Origin of the sequence: Pseudomonas sp. 5Ae-yellow, assembly GCF_014077575.1 — a bacterium.
Classification (GTDB): domain Bacteria; phylum Pseudomonadota; class Gammaproteobacteria; order Pseudomonadales; family Pseudomonadaceae; genus Halopseudomonas; species Halopseudomonas neustonica.
Genome location: NZ_JACGWE010000003.1, coordinates 114,935 through 129,592 on the forward strand (window position 1 = coordinate 114,935; position 14,658 = coordinate 129,592).

Annotated in this window: 12 protein-coding genes; 9 read left to right on the forward strand and 3 right to left on the reverse strand. The window is 56.6% G+C overall.

Features of this window, described 5'->3' with window-relative positions:
* Positions 1 to 193 precede the first annotated feature (193 nt).
* Positions 194 to 1,690 carry a sodium/proton antiporter NhaB gene (gene nhaB, locus H4J77_RS03520; protein WP_182247001.1) on the forward strand — a complete coding sequence of 499 codons (1,497 nt, stop codon included), beginning with the start codon at positions 194 to 196 and terminating at the stop codon, positions 1,688 to 1,690.
* Between the two features lie 65 nt (positions 1,691 to 1,755).
* Here nhaB and dnaQ read toward each other — a convergent pair whose 3' ends face one another.
* Genes dnaQ through H4J77_RS03535 form a run of 3 tightly spaced genes read right to left on the reverse strand, consistent with a single transcriptional unit; the run spans position 1,756 to position 3,713 of the window.
* Positions 1,756 to 2,487: a DNA polymerase III subunit epsilon gene (gene dnaQ / locus H4J77_RS03525; protein WP_182247004.1), complete on the reverse strand. Its 732-nt coding sequence runs from the start codon at positions 2,485 to 2,487 to the stop codon at positions 1,756 to 1,758.
* Positions 2,488 to 2,490: 3 nt separating this feature from the next.
* Positions 2,491 to 2,943 carry a ribonuclease HI gene (rnhA, locus tag H4J77_RS03530; protein ID WP_123890170.1) on the reverse strand — a complete coding sequence of 151 codons (453 nt, stop codon included), beginning with the start codon at positions 2,941 to 2,943 and terminating at the stop codon, positions 2,491 to 2,493.
* The gene (locus H4J77_RS03535) at positions 2,940 to 3,713 is read right to left on the reverse strand and encodes a class I SAM-dependent methyltransferase (protein ID WP_123890171.1); all 774 of its coding nucleotides are present in this window, start codon (positions 3,711 to 3,713) and stop codon (positions 2,940 to 2,942) included. Before H4J77_RS03535 ends, rnhA begins: the two co-directional genes overlap by 4 nt.
* 75 nt (positions 3,714 to 3,788) lie before the next feature.
* On the opposite strand from H4J77_RS03535, the gene gloB reads away from it, so the two are divergent.
* The 8 genes from gloB to fabI all read left to right on the forward strand — a co-directional run bounded on the left by gloB (position 3,789) and on the right by fabI (position 14,598).
* Positions 3,789 to 4,568, forward strand: a complete 780-nt coding sequence (gloB, locus tag H4J77_RS03540) for a hydroxyacylglutathione hydrolase (protein WP_182247006.1) — start codon at positions 3,789 to 3,791, stop codon at positions 4,566 to 4,568.
* Between the two features lie 65 nt (positions 4,569 to 4,633).
* Positions 4,634 to 6,181 (forward strand): LysM peptidoglycan-binding domain-containing protein, encoded by a 1,548-nt coding sequence (locus H4J77_RS03545; protein ID WP_235869737.1) that lies wholly within the window; start codon positions 4,634 to 4,636, stop codon positions 6,179 to 6,181.
* Between the two features lie 143 nt (positions 6,182 to 6,324).
* Positions 6,325 to 8,166 carry an extracellular solute-binding protein gene (locus H4J77_RS03550; protein ID WP_182247008.1) on the forward strand — a complete coding sequence of 614 codons (1,842 nt, stop codon included), beginning with the start codon at positions 6,325 to 6,327 and terminating at the stop codon, positions 8,164 to 8,166.
* Between the two features lie 17 nt (positions 8,167 to 8,183).
* Positions 8,184 to 10,043 (forward strand): extracellular solute-binding protein, encoded by a 1,860-nt coding sequence (locus H4J77_RS03555; protein ID WP_182247010.1) that lies wholly within the window; start codon positions 8,184 to 8,186, stop codon positions 10,041 to 10,043.
* A 2-nt stretch (positions 10,044 to 10,045) separates the two neighbouring features.
* Positions 10,046 to 11,119: a microcin C ABC transporter permease YejB gene (locus H4J77_RS03560; protein ID WP_182247012.1), complete on the forward strand. Its 1,074-nt coding sequence runs from the start codon at positions 10,046 to 10,048 to the stop codon at positions 11,117 to 11,119.
* 11 nt (positions 11,120 to 11,130) lie between these two features.
* Positions 11,131 to 12,153, forward strand: coding sequence for an ABC transporter permease (locus tag H4J77_RS03565; protein WP_123890246.1), 1,023 nt, complete (start codon positions 11,131 to 11,133; stop codon positions 12,151 to 12,153).
* Between the two features lies 1 nt (position 12,154).
* Positions 12,155 to 13,786, forward strand: coding sequence for an ABC transporter ATP-binding protein (locus H4J77_RS03570; RefSeq protein ID WP_182247014.1), 1,632 nt, complete (start codon positions 12,155 to 12,157; stop codon positions 13,784 to 13,786).
* 17 nt (positions 13,787 to 13,803) lie between these two features.
* Positions 13,804 to 14,598 (forward strand): enoyl-ACP reductase FabI, encoded by a 795-nt coding sequence (gene fabI, locus H4J77_RS03575; RefSeq protein ID WP_123890177.1) that lies wholly within the window; start codon positions 13,804 to 13,806, stop codon positions 14,596 to 14,598.
* Positions 14,599 to 14,658: the final 60 nt, after the last annotated feature.

A 14,658-nucleotide genomic window follows, 5' to 3' on the forward strand; every position in this document is an offset into this window, starting at 1 on the left:
TGGCCCAAGGTACTGAAAATTCGTATAGCTTGTTCCTTGAACTACTTTATTACTAAACCTATTCCGGTAGTATCGCCCAGCCTGATGGGTGGGTGGCGCCATGCCACATTGCCCTGAACGCAAGGAAGACCAAGAATAAGGCAGCGTACCCTGAATCTGCTTTTTCTCCTTAACACATGACAGGAACCTCACCATGTCTGACGCCATGCTGCCGGCATTAGGGCAAAACTTTCTAGGCCAGGCTCCCAACTGGTACAAGCGCACCATAGTCGCCTTCCTACTACTTAACCCCGCCTTTCTCTGGTTGTTTGGCCCCTATATAACCGGTTGGGTGCTGGTACTGGAATTTATTTTCACTCTGGCCATGGCGCTCAAGTGCTATCCGCTGCTGCCCGGCGGATTGCTGGCAATGGAAGCGCTGTTGATCGGCATGACCTCGCCTGAAGCGCTTTACAAAGAAGTGCTGACCAACTTCCCGGTGATATTGCTACTGATGTTTATGGTCGCCGGCATCTACTTCATGAAGGATCTTCTTCTACTGACCTTCACCAAGTTGATTCTCGGCGTACGCTCCAAATCCCTGCTGGGCTTGATGTTCAGCCTGGTCGCAGCAGTGCTGTCAGCTTTTTTGGATGCCTTGACGGTAACAGCGGTCATTATCAGCGTTGCCGTGGGCTTTTATGGTGTTTATCACAAGGTCGCCTCCGCAGGGGCAGGTACCGATAGTCAGGACGGCACTCCGGTCGAGGACCCACTGCACCGAGAGCACCTTGAAGAGTTTCGCGCTTTCCTGCGCAGCCTGCTGATGCATGGCGCTGTCGGCACCGCCCTGGGTGGTGTCTGCACACTCGTTGGCGAACCACAGAATCTGCTGATTGCCGGGGTCGCTGGCTGGGACTTCATTGAGTTCTTCGTCTTAATGGCCCCAGTCAGCATGCCGGTACTGGCCGCTGGACTGCTTACCTGCCTGATACTGGAGAAGACGGGCTGGTTTGGCTATGGTGCTCGCCTGCCCAGGCCAGTGCGTCATGTACTGGAAGAGTTTGCGACTGCCGAGCAGCTCAAACGCAAGGCGCCACAAAAAGCCGCTCTGATGGTTCAAGCACTGGCAGCACTATTACTGGTGGCAGGTTTGGCACTGCATTTGGCCGAGGTCGGTTTCATTGGCCTGATGGTGATTATTCTTATCACCTCCTTCAATGGCATCATCGATGAGCACCAGATAGGCAAATCCTTTCAAGAGGCTCTGCCGTTTACCTCGCTCCTGATCGTCTTCTTCGCCATTGTTGCGGTGATTCATGAACAGCACCTGTTCAGCCCAATCATCCACGCCGTACTCGCGCTACCGGCAGAGAGCCAGCCAAGTATGTTCTTCCTGGCCAACGGCTTTTTATCGATGATCAGCGATAACGTCTTTGTTGCAACTGTCTATATATCGGAAGTAAAGGAGAGCCTCGACAGCGGCGCCATCAGCCGCGAGCAGTTCGAGCGCCTGGCCATCGCCATCAACACCGGCACCAACCTGCCCAGTGTTGCCACGCCCAATGGGCAGGCCGCTTTCCTATTCCTGCTCACCTCGGCAATCGCACCTTTGGTACGCCTGTCCTATGGCCGCATGGTAGTGATGGCACTGCCTTACACCGTGGTACTCGGCGGTGTCGGCCTACTGGCCGTTACGCTCTGGATCTAAGGCAACAAAAAAGGCCAGCGGTGTGAACCGCTGGCCTCTCGCTCTAACGCTAACAGCTTTGACGATTACTCGGCGGCGGCTGGGGCGCCTTTCCACAGTGCGAACCCAGCTGCCTTTTCTATCGCGGCCAGCCGCTCCTCATGTCCGGCCAACTCATCGGCATTGGCACGCAGCACCTGCAAGCCAGCGCGCATTGCCGGGTCCAGTCGACGGATACTGCTCGCCGAATCACTACCGTCGTCATTGCCTTGGCCGTTGGCGGCGAGTGATAACGCCGTTTGGCCACCGGTCATCAGCAGATAAACGTCAGCCAGAATTTCCGCATCCAGCAAGGCGCCGTGCAGGTCACGCTGCGAGTTATCTACCCCGTAACGTTTACAGAGCGCATCCAGACTGTTGCGCTGTCCCGGATGCTTTTCCCGGGCCATCAACAGCGTATCCAGCACACTGCAATGCTCGGCTACCAGACCATGCCCTTTGCTCAGGCGAACCAGTTCGCTATCAATAAACCCCACGTCAAAGGCGGCATTATGAATCACCAATCGGGCGCCACTGATGAAGTTCATAAAATCATCTGCGATATCGCCAAACAGGGGTTTGTCTGCGAGAAACTCGCTGGAGATGCCGTGAACCGCCTGCGCACCCTCATCAATCTCGCGCTGCGGGTTGATATAGACATGGTAATGCCGGCCCGTTAGGCGTCGATCAATCAGCTCAACGCAGCCGATCTCGATAATCCTGTGACCTTCTTTGTGTTCGATACCCGTTGTTTCAGTATCCAGCACTACTTCACGCATGCCCTACCCCTTACGCTCATTCAATACGTGCTGCACGCCAAGATTAGCCAGCTCGTCGGCAATTTCGTTTTCGCGGTGACCGGTATGGCCACGCACCCAACGCCACTCAACCTGATGCTGACTGACCAGTTCATCCAGCTGCTGCCAAAGATCAGCATTCTTTACCGGCTGCTTGCTGGCTGTCTTCCAGCCGCGTTTTTTCCAGTTGGGCATCCACTCACAGATCCCCTTCATTACATACTGCGAGTCGGTAGTAATCACCACCTCTGCGGAACGCTTGAGCGCCTCCAGACCGCGAATAGCTGCGAGCAACTCCATGCGGTTATTGGTCGTATTCAACTCTCCGCCATAAAGGCTTTTTTCGTTCTCACCAAGGCGCAGTAACGCACCCCAGCCGCCTGGCCCCGGATTGCCCTTGCAGGCCCCGTCAGTAAAAATCTCAATGGGTTGAGTCATTGCCTATCTCGTTTATGCGTGCGCCGAGTACCCGCTGCCATAGGTGGTAGCGTCAGCGTTGGAAAAGCCCTGCTGCGCTGACGTTGCGGCAGCGCCCCGAACATCTGCCGGCGCGCCAGCAGACAGTAAAAACCGCCGCCAGGCAGGAGCCGCTGCTGTCCCAACTGTTCGAAAAAGGTGAGACGCTGCAGCCAGGCCGGCGACATGAGCGGCGGACGATAGCACCCATCAAGACGTTTCTCCACCGCAAACCCCAGCAGTTCAAGCCAATCAATCAGCCGACCCGGGCGCACAAACCCGGCCTGCCCTAGCCAGCTCTGGCCCAGGTAGTGCGGTGCCGCCCAAGTGCTCAGCGGATTAAAGCCAAAAACAACCAGATGACCTCCAGCCCGAACCGCCTGACTGGCCTCACGCAACAACAGTCGCGGAGACAGGCTGAAGTCCAAGCCATGGTGCAACACCACTGCATCCAACGATTGCGGAGAAAACGGCCAGCGCGTCTCTTCAACGGCCAGGGTGCCCTCACGGGCCTCCATATCCAGATGCCAATGATGCCGCATCACTGCCTCTTCAGGATCCAGCATCCCGGGCGCCAGTCCGTACTGAACCAGATGCTGGCCAAAGCATTGAGGCAGCAACTCCTGCTGCGCTGCCCTCTCCGCGGCAAGCAGCATTTGGCCCGGAGCGGAAGCCAGCCACTCACGCGCCTCGTGCAACAGGCGGAGTAAATCGGCCTGTCCGTTGGAGTGCGAGGATTGCTGACGAGCCATGAAATCTCCAGATAGGGGTTGGCGCAGGCGCAGAGTTGGTTAAGATGAATCTACAGATTAAAGAATAGGCTTTCCATGTCCACTTTTATCGCGCTACCTGCATTCAATGATAACTACATCTGGTTAATACTGGCTGACGACGGCGAGCGTGTTGCCGTGGTTGATCCCGGTGACGCCAAGCCCGTCATCAACTGGTTAGGCAAGCATCCCGAGTACAGCCTCAGCGATATTCTCATTACCCATCACCACCCCGATCATGTCGGCGGCGTTGCCGCGCTCAAGGCCGGGACAGGTTGCAAGGTGTGGGGCCCCGCCGCCGAAAACATTCCGGCACGCGACCGTGCGCTTGAGCAGGGTGACACGCTGAAGCTCTTTGGCCTTGAGCTACAGGTTATTGCCGTACCCGGCCATACCCTTGGGCATATCGCCTATTATTGCGAAAACCACGGCGAGCCTTGGCTACTCAGTGGCGACACCCTGTTCGCTGGCGGCTGCGGCCGACTGTTTGAGGGCACGCCCGCACAAATGCATGCGTCACTCAGCACTCTCGCTGCGCTACCAGCAGCGACTCGCATCTATTGCGCTCACGAGTACACCCAAGCCAATCTGCAGTTCGCGCACGCGGTCGAGCCGGACAACAAGGACATCAAAGTGCGGCTGGAGGTGGTGCAGGATTTGTGCGCGGCAGGACGCATGACACTGCCCAGCGAGATGGCTCTTGAGCTCCTTACCAACCCCTTTTTACGGGCTGACAACCCATCGGTAGTGAGCGCTGCCAGCAATCATACAGGCAAGCCTCTGGCGCCCGGCGTAGAGACCTTCGCGGCAGTTCGCGCCTGGAAGGACAGCTTTTAAATCGAGCACGTCTTGACCGTAACCGGATGACTCAATAAAATCTCCACCATTTTGTGGGGTCTAAAATGAGCTATCCGGTAGTTGCCATCTTGCCCAAAGCACTGGTATTCGGAACTTTAGCGGGTGTCTTAGCACTCTCAGGTTGTCAGACTACGGAACGCTCCGATTATCGATTCTTGGGGCAGTCTGAACAGCAGAAGGCGCAAGAAGCGCAAAAACGCCAACAGCTGATTCGCCCCACCAGCCCCGTGGTCAGTGTAGAGCCGCAGACGCCTGCCACGCTCTGGGGCCGAATCCGTTCTGGATTCATGTTAGACCCCGCCCTGATCGACAACCCGCGCATAGACCAGCAACGCCTCGTATTCGCCAGCCAAAGCCGCTACTTCGAACTCGCCACCCCCCGCGCTCAACGCTACATCTACTACGTTGTGCAGCAGCTTGAAGCGCGTGACATGCCACAGGAACTAGCCCTACTACCCTTCATCGAGAGCGCCTACAACCCCAAGGCGCTATCCAGCGCACAAGCTGCGGGCCTCTGGCAATTCATCCCGTCTACCGGCCGCAACTTCTCTCTCAGGCAGGACTGGTGGTATGACGGGCGCCGTGATGTTACCGCTTCAACCCAAGCTGCACTCGATTACCTCAGTCTCCTTCACAACTACTTCGACGGCGACTGGCTGTTGGCGCTAGCCGCCTACAACTGCGGTGAAGGTTGCGTGGGACGCGCGGTCAAACGCAATGAATCATTAGGCCTGCCGACCGATTACTGGAATCTGCAACTACCGCGCGAAACCATGAACTACGTCCCCAAGCTGCTGGCTCTGGCACAAATCATTGACAGTCCCACCAGCTACGGAACCCATTTGCCAGAGCTGGCAAATGAGCCTTACTTTGCCGAGGTAACTGTCGATCAGCAGATTGACCTGTATAAAGTTGCCGAACTGGCGGACATACCGACTGAAGAACTACTCAAACTCAACCCCGCATTCAATCAGCGTGTGACCGCACCGCAGGGCGAGTATCAACTACTGATCCCCATTGACCAGGCAGAGCAGTTCACCGAGGCGCTAGCCCAGCTACCCAACGACGAACGACTCAATTATCAAGCGTATAAGGTGCGCAGTGGCGACACCCTGTCCCAGATCGCACACCGCTATCAATTGACCGTCGGCGTTATTCGCGAAACCAATGACATAAACGGCACCCTGCTGCATATCGGCCAAGTGCTGATGCTACCGCAGCTCAGCGACGGCCCGGTCGAATTACCCACGCCGGCCCAGGCATTAGCCAGCAATTCGGCCCTCAGTTACCGTATCAAGCCTGGTGACAGCCTGTGGAGCATTGCTCGGGCGCACGGTACGACGGTTAACTACATCAAGCGCTATAACGAGCTGAGCGACAATGTCCTTAGCGTCGGTTCAACACTGATGCTGCCGGGTGGCAGCAACAGCAGCAATTCAGATAATCGCAGCGTCACCTATACCGTGCAGTCAGGTGACTCGCTTTCCACTATTGCTGCTCGCTTCAATGTAAAGATCGAAAAGATCCGCAGCTGGAACAAACTGGATCGCTATCTGCAACCGGGGCAGCAACTCACCCTGTTCGTGCCCTGATTGCGACGCAGCCCCTTCCGTCTAACCTGCGGGAATGTTAGCTTTGGCAACAATTGGCGACGTGCGGCCGGTCGGGTCACCTTAAAAGGTCAGATCCACTGCGCCGCGCGGACGTTCTCTGGCTATATTCCGCGTAGGTATTCATGTCGCTGCTGTTCCGTCCTTACACCATCACCGCATTCCTGCTCTGCTGGCTGATATCGCTGACTGCAGGCGCGGCGGTGCACACGCAGCATGGCTACGCCCTCTATGGCTTGCCCAAGTACCCGGAAAATTTTCAACACCTCGATTACGTCAACCCCGACGCGCCCAAGGGTGGCACCTTAAGGGTTATGGGCTCTGGTACCTTTGATACCCTCAACCCCTACACCCTCAAAGGCACCAGTCCGATCAATACCGGGGATTTTGCCCAGTTTGGTATAAGCGAGCTGAACGAGCCGCTCATGGCCGGCAGCGGCATTTACGACCCCTCCGGAGATGAGCCCTACTCCGCTTACGGACTGATTGCCGAAACCCTGGAATTTGCCGATAACCGTAGCTGGGTCGTGTTTAACCTGCGCCCGCAAGCGCGCTTTCACGACGGCACACCCATTACTGCCGAGGACGTCGCGTTCTCCTATCGCTTACTCAAGGAAAACGGACACCCCAACTACCGCTCCATGCTGCAGGATGTAGAGCGGGTCGACATTCTGGGTGAGCGGCGTATTCGTTTCGTTTTCTCACGCCCCAATAACCGTCTGCTGATCCTGCGATTAGGCGAACTACCCGTATTGCCTGAGCATTACTGGAAAGATCGAGAGTTTACTGAGACCACCTTCCAGCCCGGACTCAACAGCGGGCCATACCGCATCACCCGGGTCGATCCGGGACGCAGCGTGGTGTACGAGCGCGTAAAGGACTATTGGGGCGCAGACCTGCCGATCAACCGCGGCAAATACAACGTCGACCGCATGGAAGTCGAGTTCTATCGCGATAACAGCGTAGCCTTCGAAGCTTTCAAGGCCGGCGAATTCGACTTGTATATTGACCACAAGGCCAGCAACTGGGCTAACGCTTACGACTTTCCGGCAATCGCTGACGGCGACGTAGTAAAGCGCGCCATTTCACATGAAATCCCCAGCTCTACCCAGGCGCTGTTCTTTAATACTCGCCGACGCCCCTTCGATAGCCTCGCGCTGCGCAAGGCCATGGGCATGCTGTTTGATTTCGAATGGTCTAACCGAGTGCTCTTTTATGGGGCATATGAGCGGTCGTTGAGCTACTACCCGAACAGTCCGTTCAGCGCTACCGGCCTCCCGGCGGGCCAGGAATTTCTGTACCTGTCACCGCACCGCGAAGAACTACCGCCGGAACTCTTTCTACAGCCCTTCAGTCTACCCGTGACAGATGGGCGCGGTATTCCGCGTGAAACCCTGCGTGAAGCCGTTGACCTCTTTGATCAGGCTGGCTGGACACTGCGTAACGGCCGCCTGGAAAATGAAGACGGCAAGCCACTGGTGTTCGAGGTACTGCTGGTTAACTCGAGTCTGGAACGCATCCTGCAGCCCTATCGAGCCAACTTGGCGCGACTGGGTATAGACATGCACATTCGGACCGTGGATCGCGCCCAGTACAAGGCGCGCCTGGACCAGTTTGACTACGACATGATTCTTGCCACCTTGCCGCAGGGGTTATCACCGGGACTTGAGCAATTCGGTTATTTTCACTCCAGCCAACGTAACGTCAAAGGCAGTCGCAATTACGCCGGGGTGAATAATCAGGTAGTCGATGACCTAATTGATAAATTAAGCGGCGCGACCAGCCGCAGCCAGCAGGTGGCTGCAACGCGCGCTTTGGACAGGGTACTGCTGTGGAATCACTATACAATTCCGAACTGGTATATAAACTACCATCGCATCGCCTATCGCACCTGGCTGCAGACCCCGAATATACCGCCCTACTCGCTGGTCATCCGCAGCTGGTGGGAAGAGCCTGCAACACACTAGAACAATAAGGTCTCTGAATGCATCTTTTGCTGAAATCTGCCTGTCTGGCTCTGCTCACCTGCTGCACCGCCGTCGCTACCGCCAATCAGCCACTGCCACAGCACGCCTTGACCCTCTACGATGAAGCGCCCAAGTACCCGGTCGACTTTCAACACTTTGACTACGCCAACCCGGACGCCCCCAAGGGCGGAACCTTACGGCTGGCTGGCTTCGGTGGTTTTGACTCACTCAACCCCTACATCAGCCGCGGCACCTCAGCCGACAACCTTAACCTGATTTACGACACTCTTACCTTCCATGCCCTTGACGAGCCCTTCACCGAGTACGGGCTTATCGCCGGGAGTATGGAGAAGGCACAAGACGGCACTTGGGTGCGCTTTCACCTGCGCCCCGAAGCTCGTTTCCATGACGGGGAAGCCATCACCGCCGAGGACGTCGTGTTTACCTTCAATACCTTGGTAGAACAGGGTGCGCCCTTTTACCGCGCCTACTATGGTGATGTTCAGGAAGTGGTTGCCGACGATCCGCAAACCGTGACCTTTCACTTTCATCACGGTAATAACCGCGAGCTGCCGCTGGTGCTTGGACAACTACCGGTGCTTCCCAAGCATTACTGGGAAGGACGTGATTTCACCAAAGGCTCACTGGATATACCCTTGGGTAGCGGCCCCTACGAGATTGACGATGTCCGCCCCGGTCGCAGCATCAGCTTCAAGCGCGATCCTGACTACTGGGCCGCGGATCTTCCGGTTCAGCGCGGCTTCAACAACTTTGACCGTGTGGTGGTCGATTACTACCGCGACGGCGGTGTGACGCTGGAAGCCTTCAAGGCCGGACAGTTCGATTTCAACCAGGAAATGGCAGCAAAAAACTGGGCCATAGGCTACGACAGCCCGGCATTGCGCGAAGGTCGCATCATTAAGGAAGAGCTCCCCAACAACAACACCCAAGGCATGCAGGGCTTTGTCTTCAACCTGCGCAAACCTTACTTCCAGGATGTACGCGTGCGTGAGGCGATCAGCCTGCTGTTCGACTTTGAATGGGCCAATGCCAAACTATTTCACGGTGCCTACACCCGAACGGCCAGTTATTTCGACAATTCGGAGCTGGCTGCTCAAGGTGAGCCCGATGCCGCTGAACTTGAGCTACTAACGCCGTTGCGCGACCAACTTCCAGCTGCGGCCTTTGGGCCTGCGTATATCCCGCCAACAACTGACGGCAGTGGCAATCTGCGCGAGCAAAGACGAAAAGCCTATGCGCTGCTGCAGGAGGCCGGCTGGCAGATTGTTGATGATCAACTGGTCAATCCTGAAGGCGAGCCGCTGAGCTTCGAGTTTTTGCTGGTTCAAGCCGAATTTGAACGCGTCTTGCTGCCCTTCAAACGCAACCTCGCGTCGCTGGGTATCGAGATGACACTGCGCCGGGTTGACGTCTCGCAGTACATCAATCGTTTGCGCTCGCGCGACTTCGACATGGTGGTTAGCGGCTTTGGCCAATCCAACTCACCAGGTAATGAACAGCGTGAATACTGGCACTCCAGCAGCGCAGATAATCCCGGCAGCCGCAATTTAATGGGGCTGAAAGATCCAGCCGTCGACGCGCTGGTTGATGGTCTGGTGCAAGCCGACACGCGCGAGTCACTGGTTACCCATACGCGCGCACTGGACCGCGCGTTACGCGCGCAACACCTGCTCGTACCCAACTGGTACACCAAGGTCTATCGCGTCGCTTACTGGGACAAATTTGCCCACCCGCAAACGTCGCCAAAATACGGTATCGGGCTGTTCACCTGGTGGGTCGATCCAGATAAAGCAGACACGCCCATGCAAAGCGATGACGTGCCCGCCGTCACCACGCCTGTCAGCGAGGCAGACTAAGCATGCTGGCTTATATCGTTCGCCGCCTGCTACTGATCATCCCTACGCTGTTCGGTATTCTGCTGATCAACTTTCTGATCATTCAAGCCGCACCGGGCGGCCCGGTTGAGCAAATGATTGCCAACCTGGAAGGCTTTGAAGGTAGCGCCACCAGCCGCGTATCCGGAGGCGGTGGCGAAGTCGCCAGCGGCGGCAACTATCGCGGGGCCCAGGGGCTGGACCCGGACATCATCAAAGAAATCGAGAAGATGTACGGTTTCGACAAACCGGCCCACGAGCGCTTCTGGCTGATGATCAAGGGCTACCTGCAGTTTGACTTTGGCGATAGCTTCTTCCGTGACGCCAAAGTGACTGACCTCATACTCGAGAAGATGCCGGTCTCCATCTCCCTCGGTCTATGGACCACTCTGCTGACCTATCTCATTTCCATTCCCCTGGGTATCCGCAAGGCCATCAGGCATGGCTCGGCCTTTGATATCTGGACCAGCTCGCTGATCATTGTGGGCTACGCCATCCCGGGCTTTCTGCTCGCCATACTGCTGATCGTGGTATTTGCCGGCGGCAGTTATCTCGACTGGTTTCCACTGCGCGGCCTGACCTCCAACAACTTCGATCAGATGAGTACCTGGGAGCAGATTGGTGACTACTTCTGGCATTTGGTACTCCCCATCTTCGCCATGGTGGTTGGCAGCTTCGCGACCCTGACCATGCTGACCAAAAACTGCTTCCTGGATGAGATCGGCAAACAATATGTGACTACTGCGCGAGCCAAGGGGCTATCCGAAAGCCGCGTGCTCTACGGCCATGTGTTTCGTAACTCCATGCTGCTGATTATCGCCGGCTTTCCATCAGCGTTGATCAGCATCTTTTTTACCGGCTCGCTGCTGATCGAGGTTATTTTCTCTCTGGACGGGCTCGGCTTGCTGGGCTTCGAAGCCGCGATCAATCGAGACTATCCGGTGATGTTCGGCACCCTCTTTATCTTTACGCTGCTGGGTCTGGTGGTAAAGCTGATCGGCGACATTACCTACACCCTGGTTGATCCACGGATCGACTTCGACAGCCGGGAGGGTTGAACATGAGCCTGATCAAGCTGTCACCGCTTAATCAACGCCGCTTTGCCCGTTTTCGCGCCAACAAGCGCGGCTGGTGGTCGCTGCACCTGTTCATGCTGTTATTTGTACTCAGCCTGGGCGCAGAACTGATCGCCAACGACAAACCACTGGCCGTTGGTTTTCAGGGCGAGCTGTTCTTCCCGGTATTTAAACGCTACCCAGAGACGGACTTCGGTGGTGAGTTCCCCATCGAGGCCGACTACCGCAGCCCCTACATTCAGCAACTGATTGAAGGCGATGGCGACGGCTGGATGCTCTGGCCACCCATCCCCTATCACTATGGCACCATCAATTACGATCTGGATGTGCCGGCGCCCGCGCCACCTTCGGCGGACAATTGGCTGGGAACCGATGATCAGGCCCGCGATGTCATGTCACGAGTGATTTACGGCTTCCGCATCTCAGTACTGTTTGCTCTTACGCTCACCATCTTCAGTTCCATAATTGGCGTGATCGCGGGGGCGATTCAGGGCTTTTACGGTGGACGCGTGGATCTGATCGGGCAACGCTTTATCGAGGTCTGGTCCGGCCTCCCCGTCCTTTACCTACTGATCATTCTGGCCAGCTTCGTGCAACCGAACTTCTGGTGGCTGCTGGGCATCATGCTACTGTTTTCCTGGATGTCGCTGGTCGACGTAGTACGCGCCGAGTTCTTGCGCGGTCGCAACCTCGAGTATGTCAGGGCAGCCCGTGCGCTGGGGGCAAGCAACGGGGTGATCATGTTCCGACATATTCTGCCCAACGCCATGGTCGCCACCCTGACCTTCTTCCCGTTTATCCTTACCGGCGGCGTCATCACCCTGACCTCTCTGGACTTTCTTGGCTTCGGTCTGCCGCCGGGCTCACCTTCGCTGGGCGAACTGATTGCCCAGGGCAAGGACAACCTCCAGGCTCCCTGGCTAGGCATTACGGCTTTCGTTGTGTTGTCTCTCATGCTGAGCTTACTGGTGTTTATCGGCGAGGCGCTGCGCGATGCCTTCGACCCAAGGAAATGAGATGACCAATACGCCCCTGATCAGCATCCGCAACCTGAGCGTGGCCTTTAATCAAGGCGACAGTCAGGTGACGGCAGTCCACGACGTCAGCTTTGATATTCAGCCGGGCCAGACCCTGGCATTAGTCGGCGAGAGCGGCTCCGGCAAGTCTGTCACGGCGCACTCGATCCTGCGCCTGCTGCCCTACCCTGTCGCCCATCATCCTTGCGGTGAGATCTATTACGACGGCGAGGACCTGCTAAAGGCAAGCGAGAAAAAACTGCGCAAGGTGCGTGGTAATCGCATCTCCATGATTTTTCAGGAGCCCATGAGTTCGCTTAATCCGCTACACACGGTCGAGCGACAAATCAACGAGGTGTTGGCCCTGCACAAGGGGCTGAACAAGAAGGATGCCCGCGCTCGCACGTTGGAGCTGCTGACGCTGGTCGGCATTCCCGATCCCGAAAAGCGTCTTGCCTCCTACCCCCACGAGCTATCGGGCGGACAACGCCAGCGAGTGATGATTGCCATGGCGCTGGCCAACGAGCCAGAGCTGTTGATCGCCGATGAGCCCACTACCGCACTGGATGTAACAGTGCAGCTGAAGATCCTGGATTTACTCAAAGAGCTGCAGCAAAAGCTTGGTATGGCGCTACTGCTGATCAGCCATGATCTCAACCTGGTACGCAAGATTGCCCATCGCGTATGTGTCATGTATCAGGGTCGCGTCGTCGAAGAGAATGATTGCACCACTCTTTTTAGTGACCCGCGCCATGAGTATACCCAGCAATTGCTGGCGGCGGACCCCAGCGGCGAGCCGGTGCCGGTGGACGCAGGCGCTAAAGAAATCTTGCGCGTCGAGCATCTCAAGGTATGGTTTCCTATTAAAAAGGGAGTACTCAAGCGTACCGTTGATCACGTCAAGGCGGTGACCGACATCAGCTTCAGCCTGCCGCAGGGCCAGACCCTCGGCATCGTTGGTGAGAGCGGTTCGGGCAAGACAACGCTGGGCATGGCACTACTGCGGTTGATCGATAGCGAAGGCCTTATTGAATGTAATGGCAATCGGCTGGACAATCTCAGTCAGAATGATGTGCGGCCACTAAGACGCGAGTTTCAGGTGGTTTTTCAAGACCCCTTTGGCAGTCTGAGCCCGCGTATGTCGATTAGCCAGATCATTAGCGAAGGACTGGAGATTCATCGTATAGGCACGGCTGCCGAGCGTGAGCAGATGGTGATTCAGGCGTTGCAGGAAGTCGGTCTCAACCCCGATACCCGGCACCGCTACCCGCACGAGTTTTCCGGTGGCCAACGCCAGCGGGTATCCATCGCGCGGGCACTGGTACTCAAACCCAAGCTGATTCTGCTCGATGAGCCGACATCCGCATTGGACCGTACCGTGCAGGGACAAGTAGTAGAACTGCTGCGCGATCTGCAGCAGAAGTATAATTTGAGTTATTTGTTTATCAGCCACGATCTGGCGGTAGTAAAGGTCCTCAGTCATCAGCTGATGGTCATTCGTCAGGGACAGGTAGTCGAACAGGGACCGGCAGGCGATATCTTTGCTTCACCGCAGCATGACTATACTCGTCAGTTGCTGGATGCGGCTTTTGCCATACCCAACACCCTTAACAAGGCCACGACGGCCCAGTAACAAAACAGGAAAGCACTATGGGATTTCTCAGCGGAAAGCGCGTACTCATCGTTGGCGTTGCCAGCAAACTCTCCATTGCCTCAGGGATTGCCGCGGCGATGCACCGCGAGGGCGCCGAACTGGCGTTCACCTATCAGAACGAAAAACTGAAGGCACGGGTTGAAGAATTCGCCGCCGGCTGGGGCTCAGGTCCTGAGCTGTGCTTCCCGTGCGATGTTGCCGATGATGCCGAGATCGATCAGGTATTCGTCGAACTGGGCAAGAAGTGGGATGGACTGGACTGCATCGTCCACTCGGTCGGCTTTGCTCCCGGTGATCAGTTGGACGGCAACTTTGCGGAAGTCACTACTCGTGAAGGCTTCCGTATCGCCCACGACATCAGTGCCTACAGCTTTGTCGCACTGGCCAAGGCCGGTCGCGAAATGATGAAAGGCCGCAACGGTAGCCTTTTGACCCTGTCCTATCTTGGCGCCGAGCGCACCATGCCCAACTACAACGTCATGGGTATGGCCAAGGCGAGCCTGGAAGCTGGCGTACGTTATCTGGCCACCAGCCTGGGTCCGGAAGGCACCCGCGTCAACGCAATCTCGGCTGGCCCGATTCGCACTCTGGCGGCCTCTGGCATCAAGAGTTTCCGCAAGATGCTGTCGCACAACGCGGCACAAACCCCGCTGCGCCGCAACGTCACCATCAACGAAGTCGGCAACGTCGGCGCCTTCCTTTGCTCCGACCTGGCATCCGGTATGTCCGGTGAGATCACCTACGTCGACGGTGGCTTCAACATCACCGCGATGGGTAATCTGGAAGAGTAAATCTGCCATAAAAAAACCGGGCTTATGCCCGGTCAGATCGCTGACAAACCCCGTCCATTT

Coding starts and splice junctions, on each gene's coding strand:
- H4J77_RS03545 (WP_235869737.1), top strand. CDS start 4,634: ATGAGCTATCCGGTAGTTGCCATCTTGCCCAAAGCACTGGTATTCGGA.
- fabI (WP_123890177.1), top strand. CDS start 13,804: ATGGGATTTCTCAGCGGAAAGCGCGTACTCATCGTTGGCGTTGCCAGC.
- H4J77_RS03560 (WP_182247012.1), top strand. CDS start 10,046: ATGCTGGCTTATATCGTTCGCCGCCTGCTACTGATCATCCCTACGCTG.
- gloB (WP_182247006.1), top strand. CDS start 3,789: ATGTCCACTTTTATCGCGCTACCTGCATTCAATGATAACTACATCTGG.
- H4J77_RS03555 (WP_182247010.1), top strand. CDS start 8,184: ATGCATCTTTTGCTGAAATCTGCCTGTCTGGCTCTGCTCACCTGCTGC.
- H4J77_RS03550 (WP_182247008.1), top strand. CDS start 6,325: ATGTCGCTGCTGTTCCGTCCTTACACCATCACCGCATTCCTGCTCTGC.
- dnaQ (WP_182247004.1), bottom strand. CDS start 2,487: ATGCGTGAAGTAGTGCTGGATACTGAAACAACGGGTATCGAACACAAA.
- nhaB (WP_182247001.1), top strand. CDS start 194: ATGTCTGACGCCATGCTGCCGGCATTAGGGCAAAACTTTCTAGGCCAG.
- H4J77_RS03535 (WP_123890171.1), bottom strand. CDS start 3,713: ATGGCTCGTCAGCAATCCTCGCACTCCAACGGACAGGCCGATTTACTC.
- H4J77_RS03570 (WP_182247014.1), top strand. CDS start 12,155: ATGACCAATACGCCCCTGATCAGCATCCGCAACCTGAGCGTGGCCTTT.
- rnhA (WP_123890170.1), bottom strand. CDS start 2,943: ATGACTCAACCCATTGAGATTTTTACTGACGGGGCCTGCAAGGGCAAT.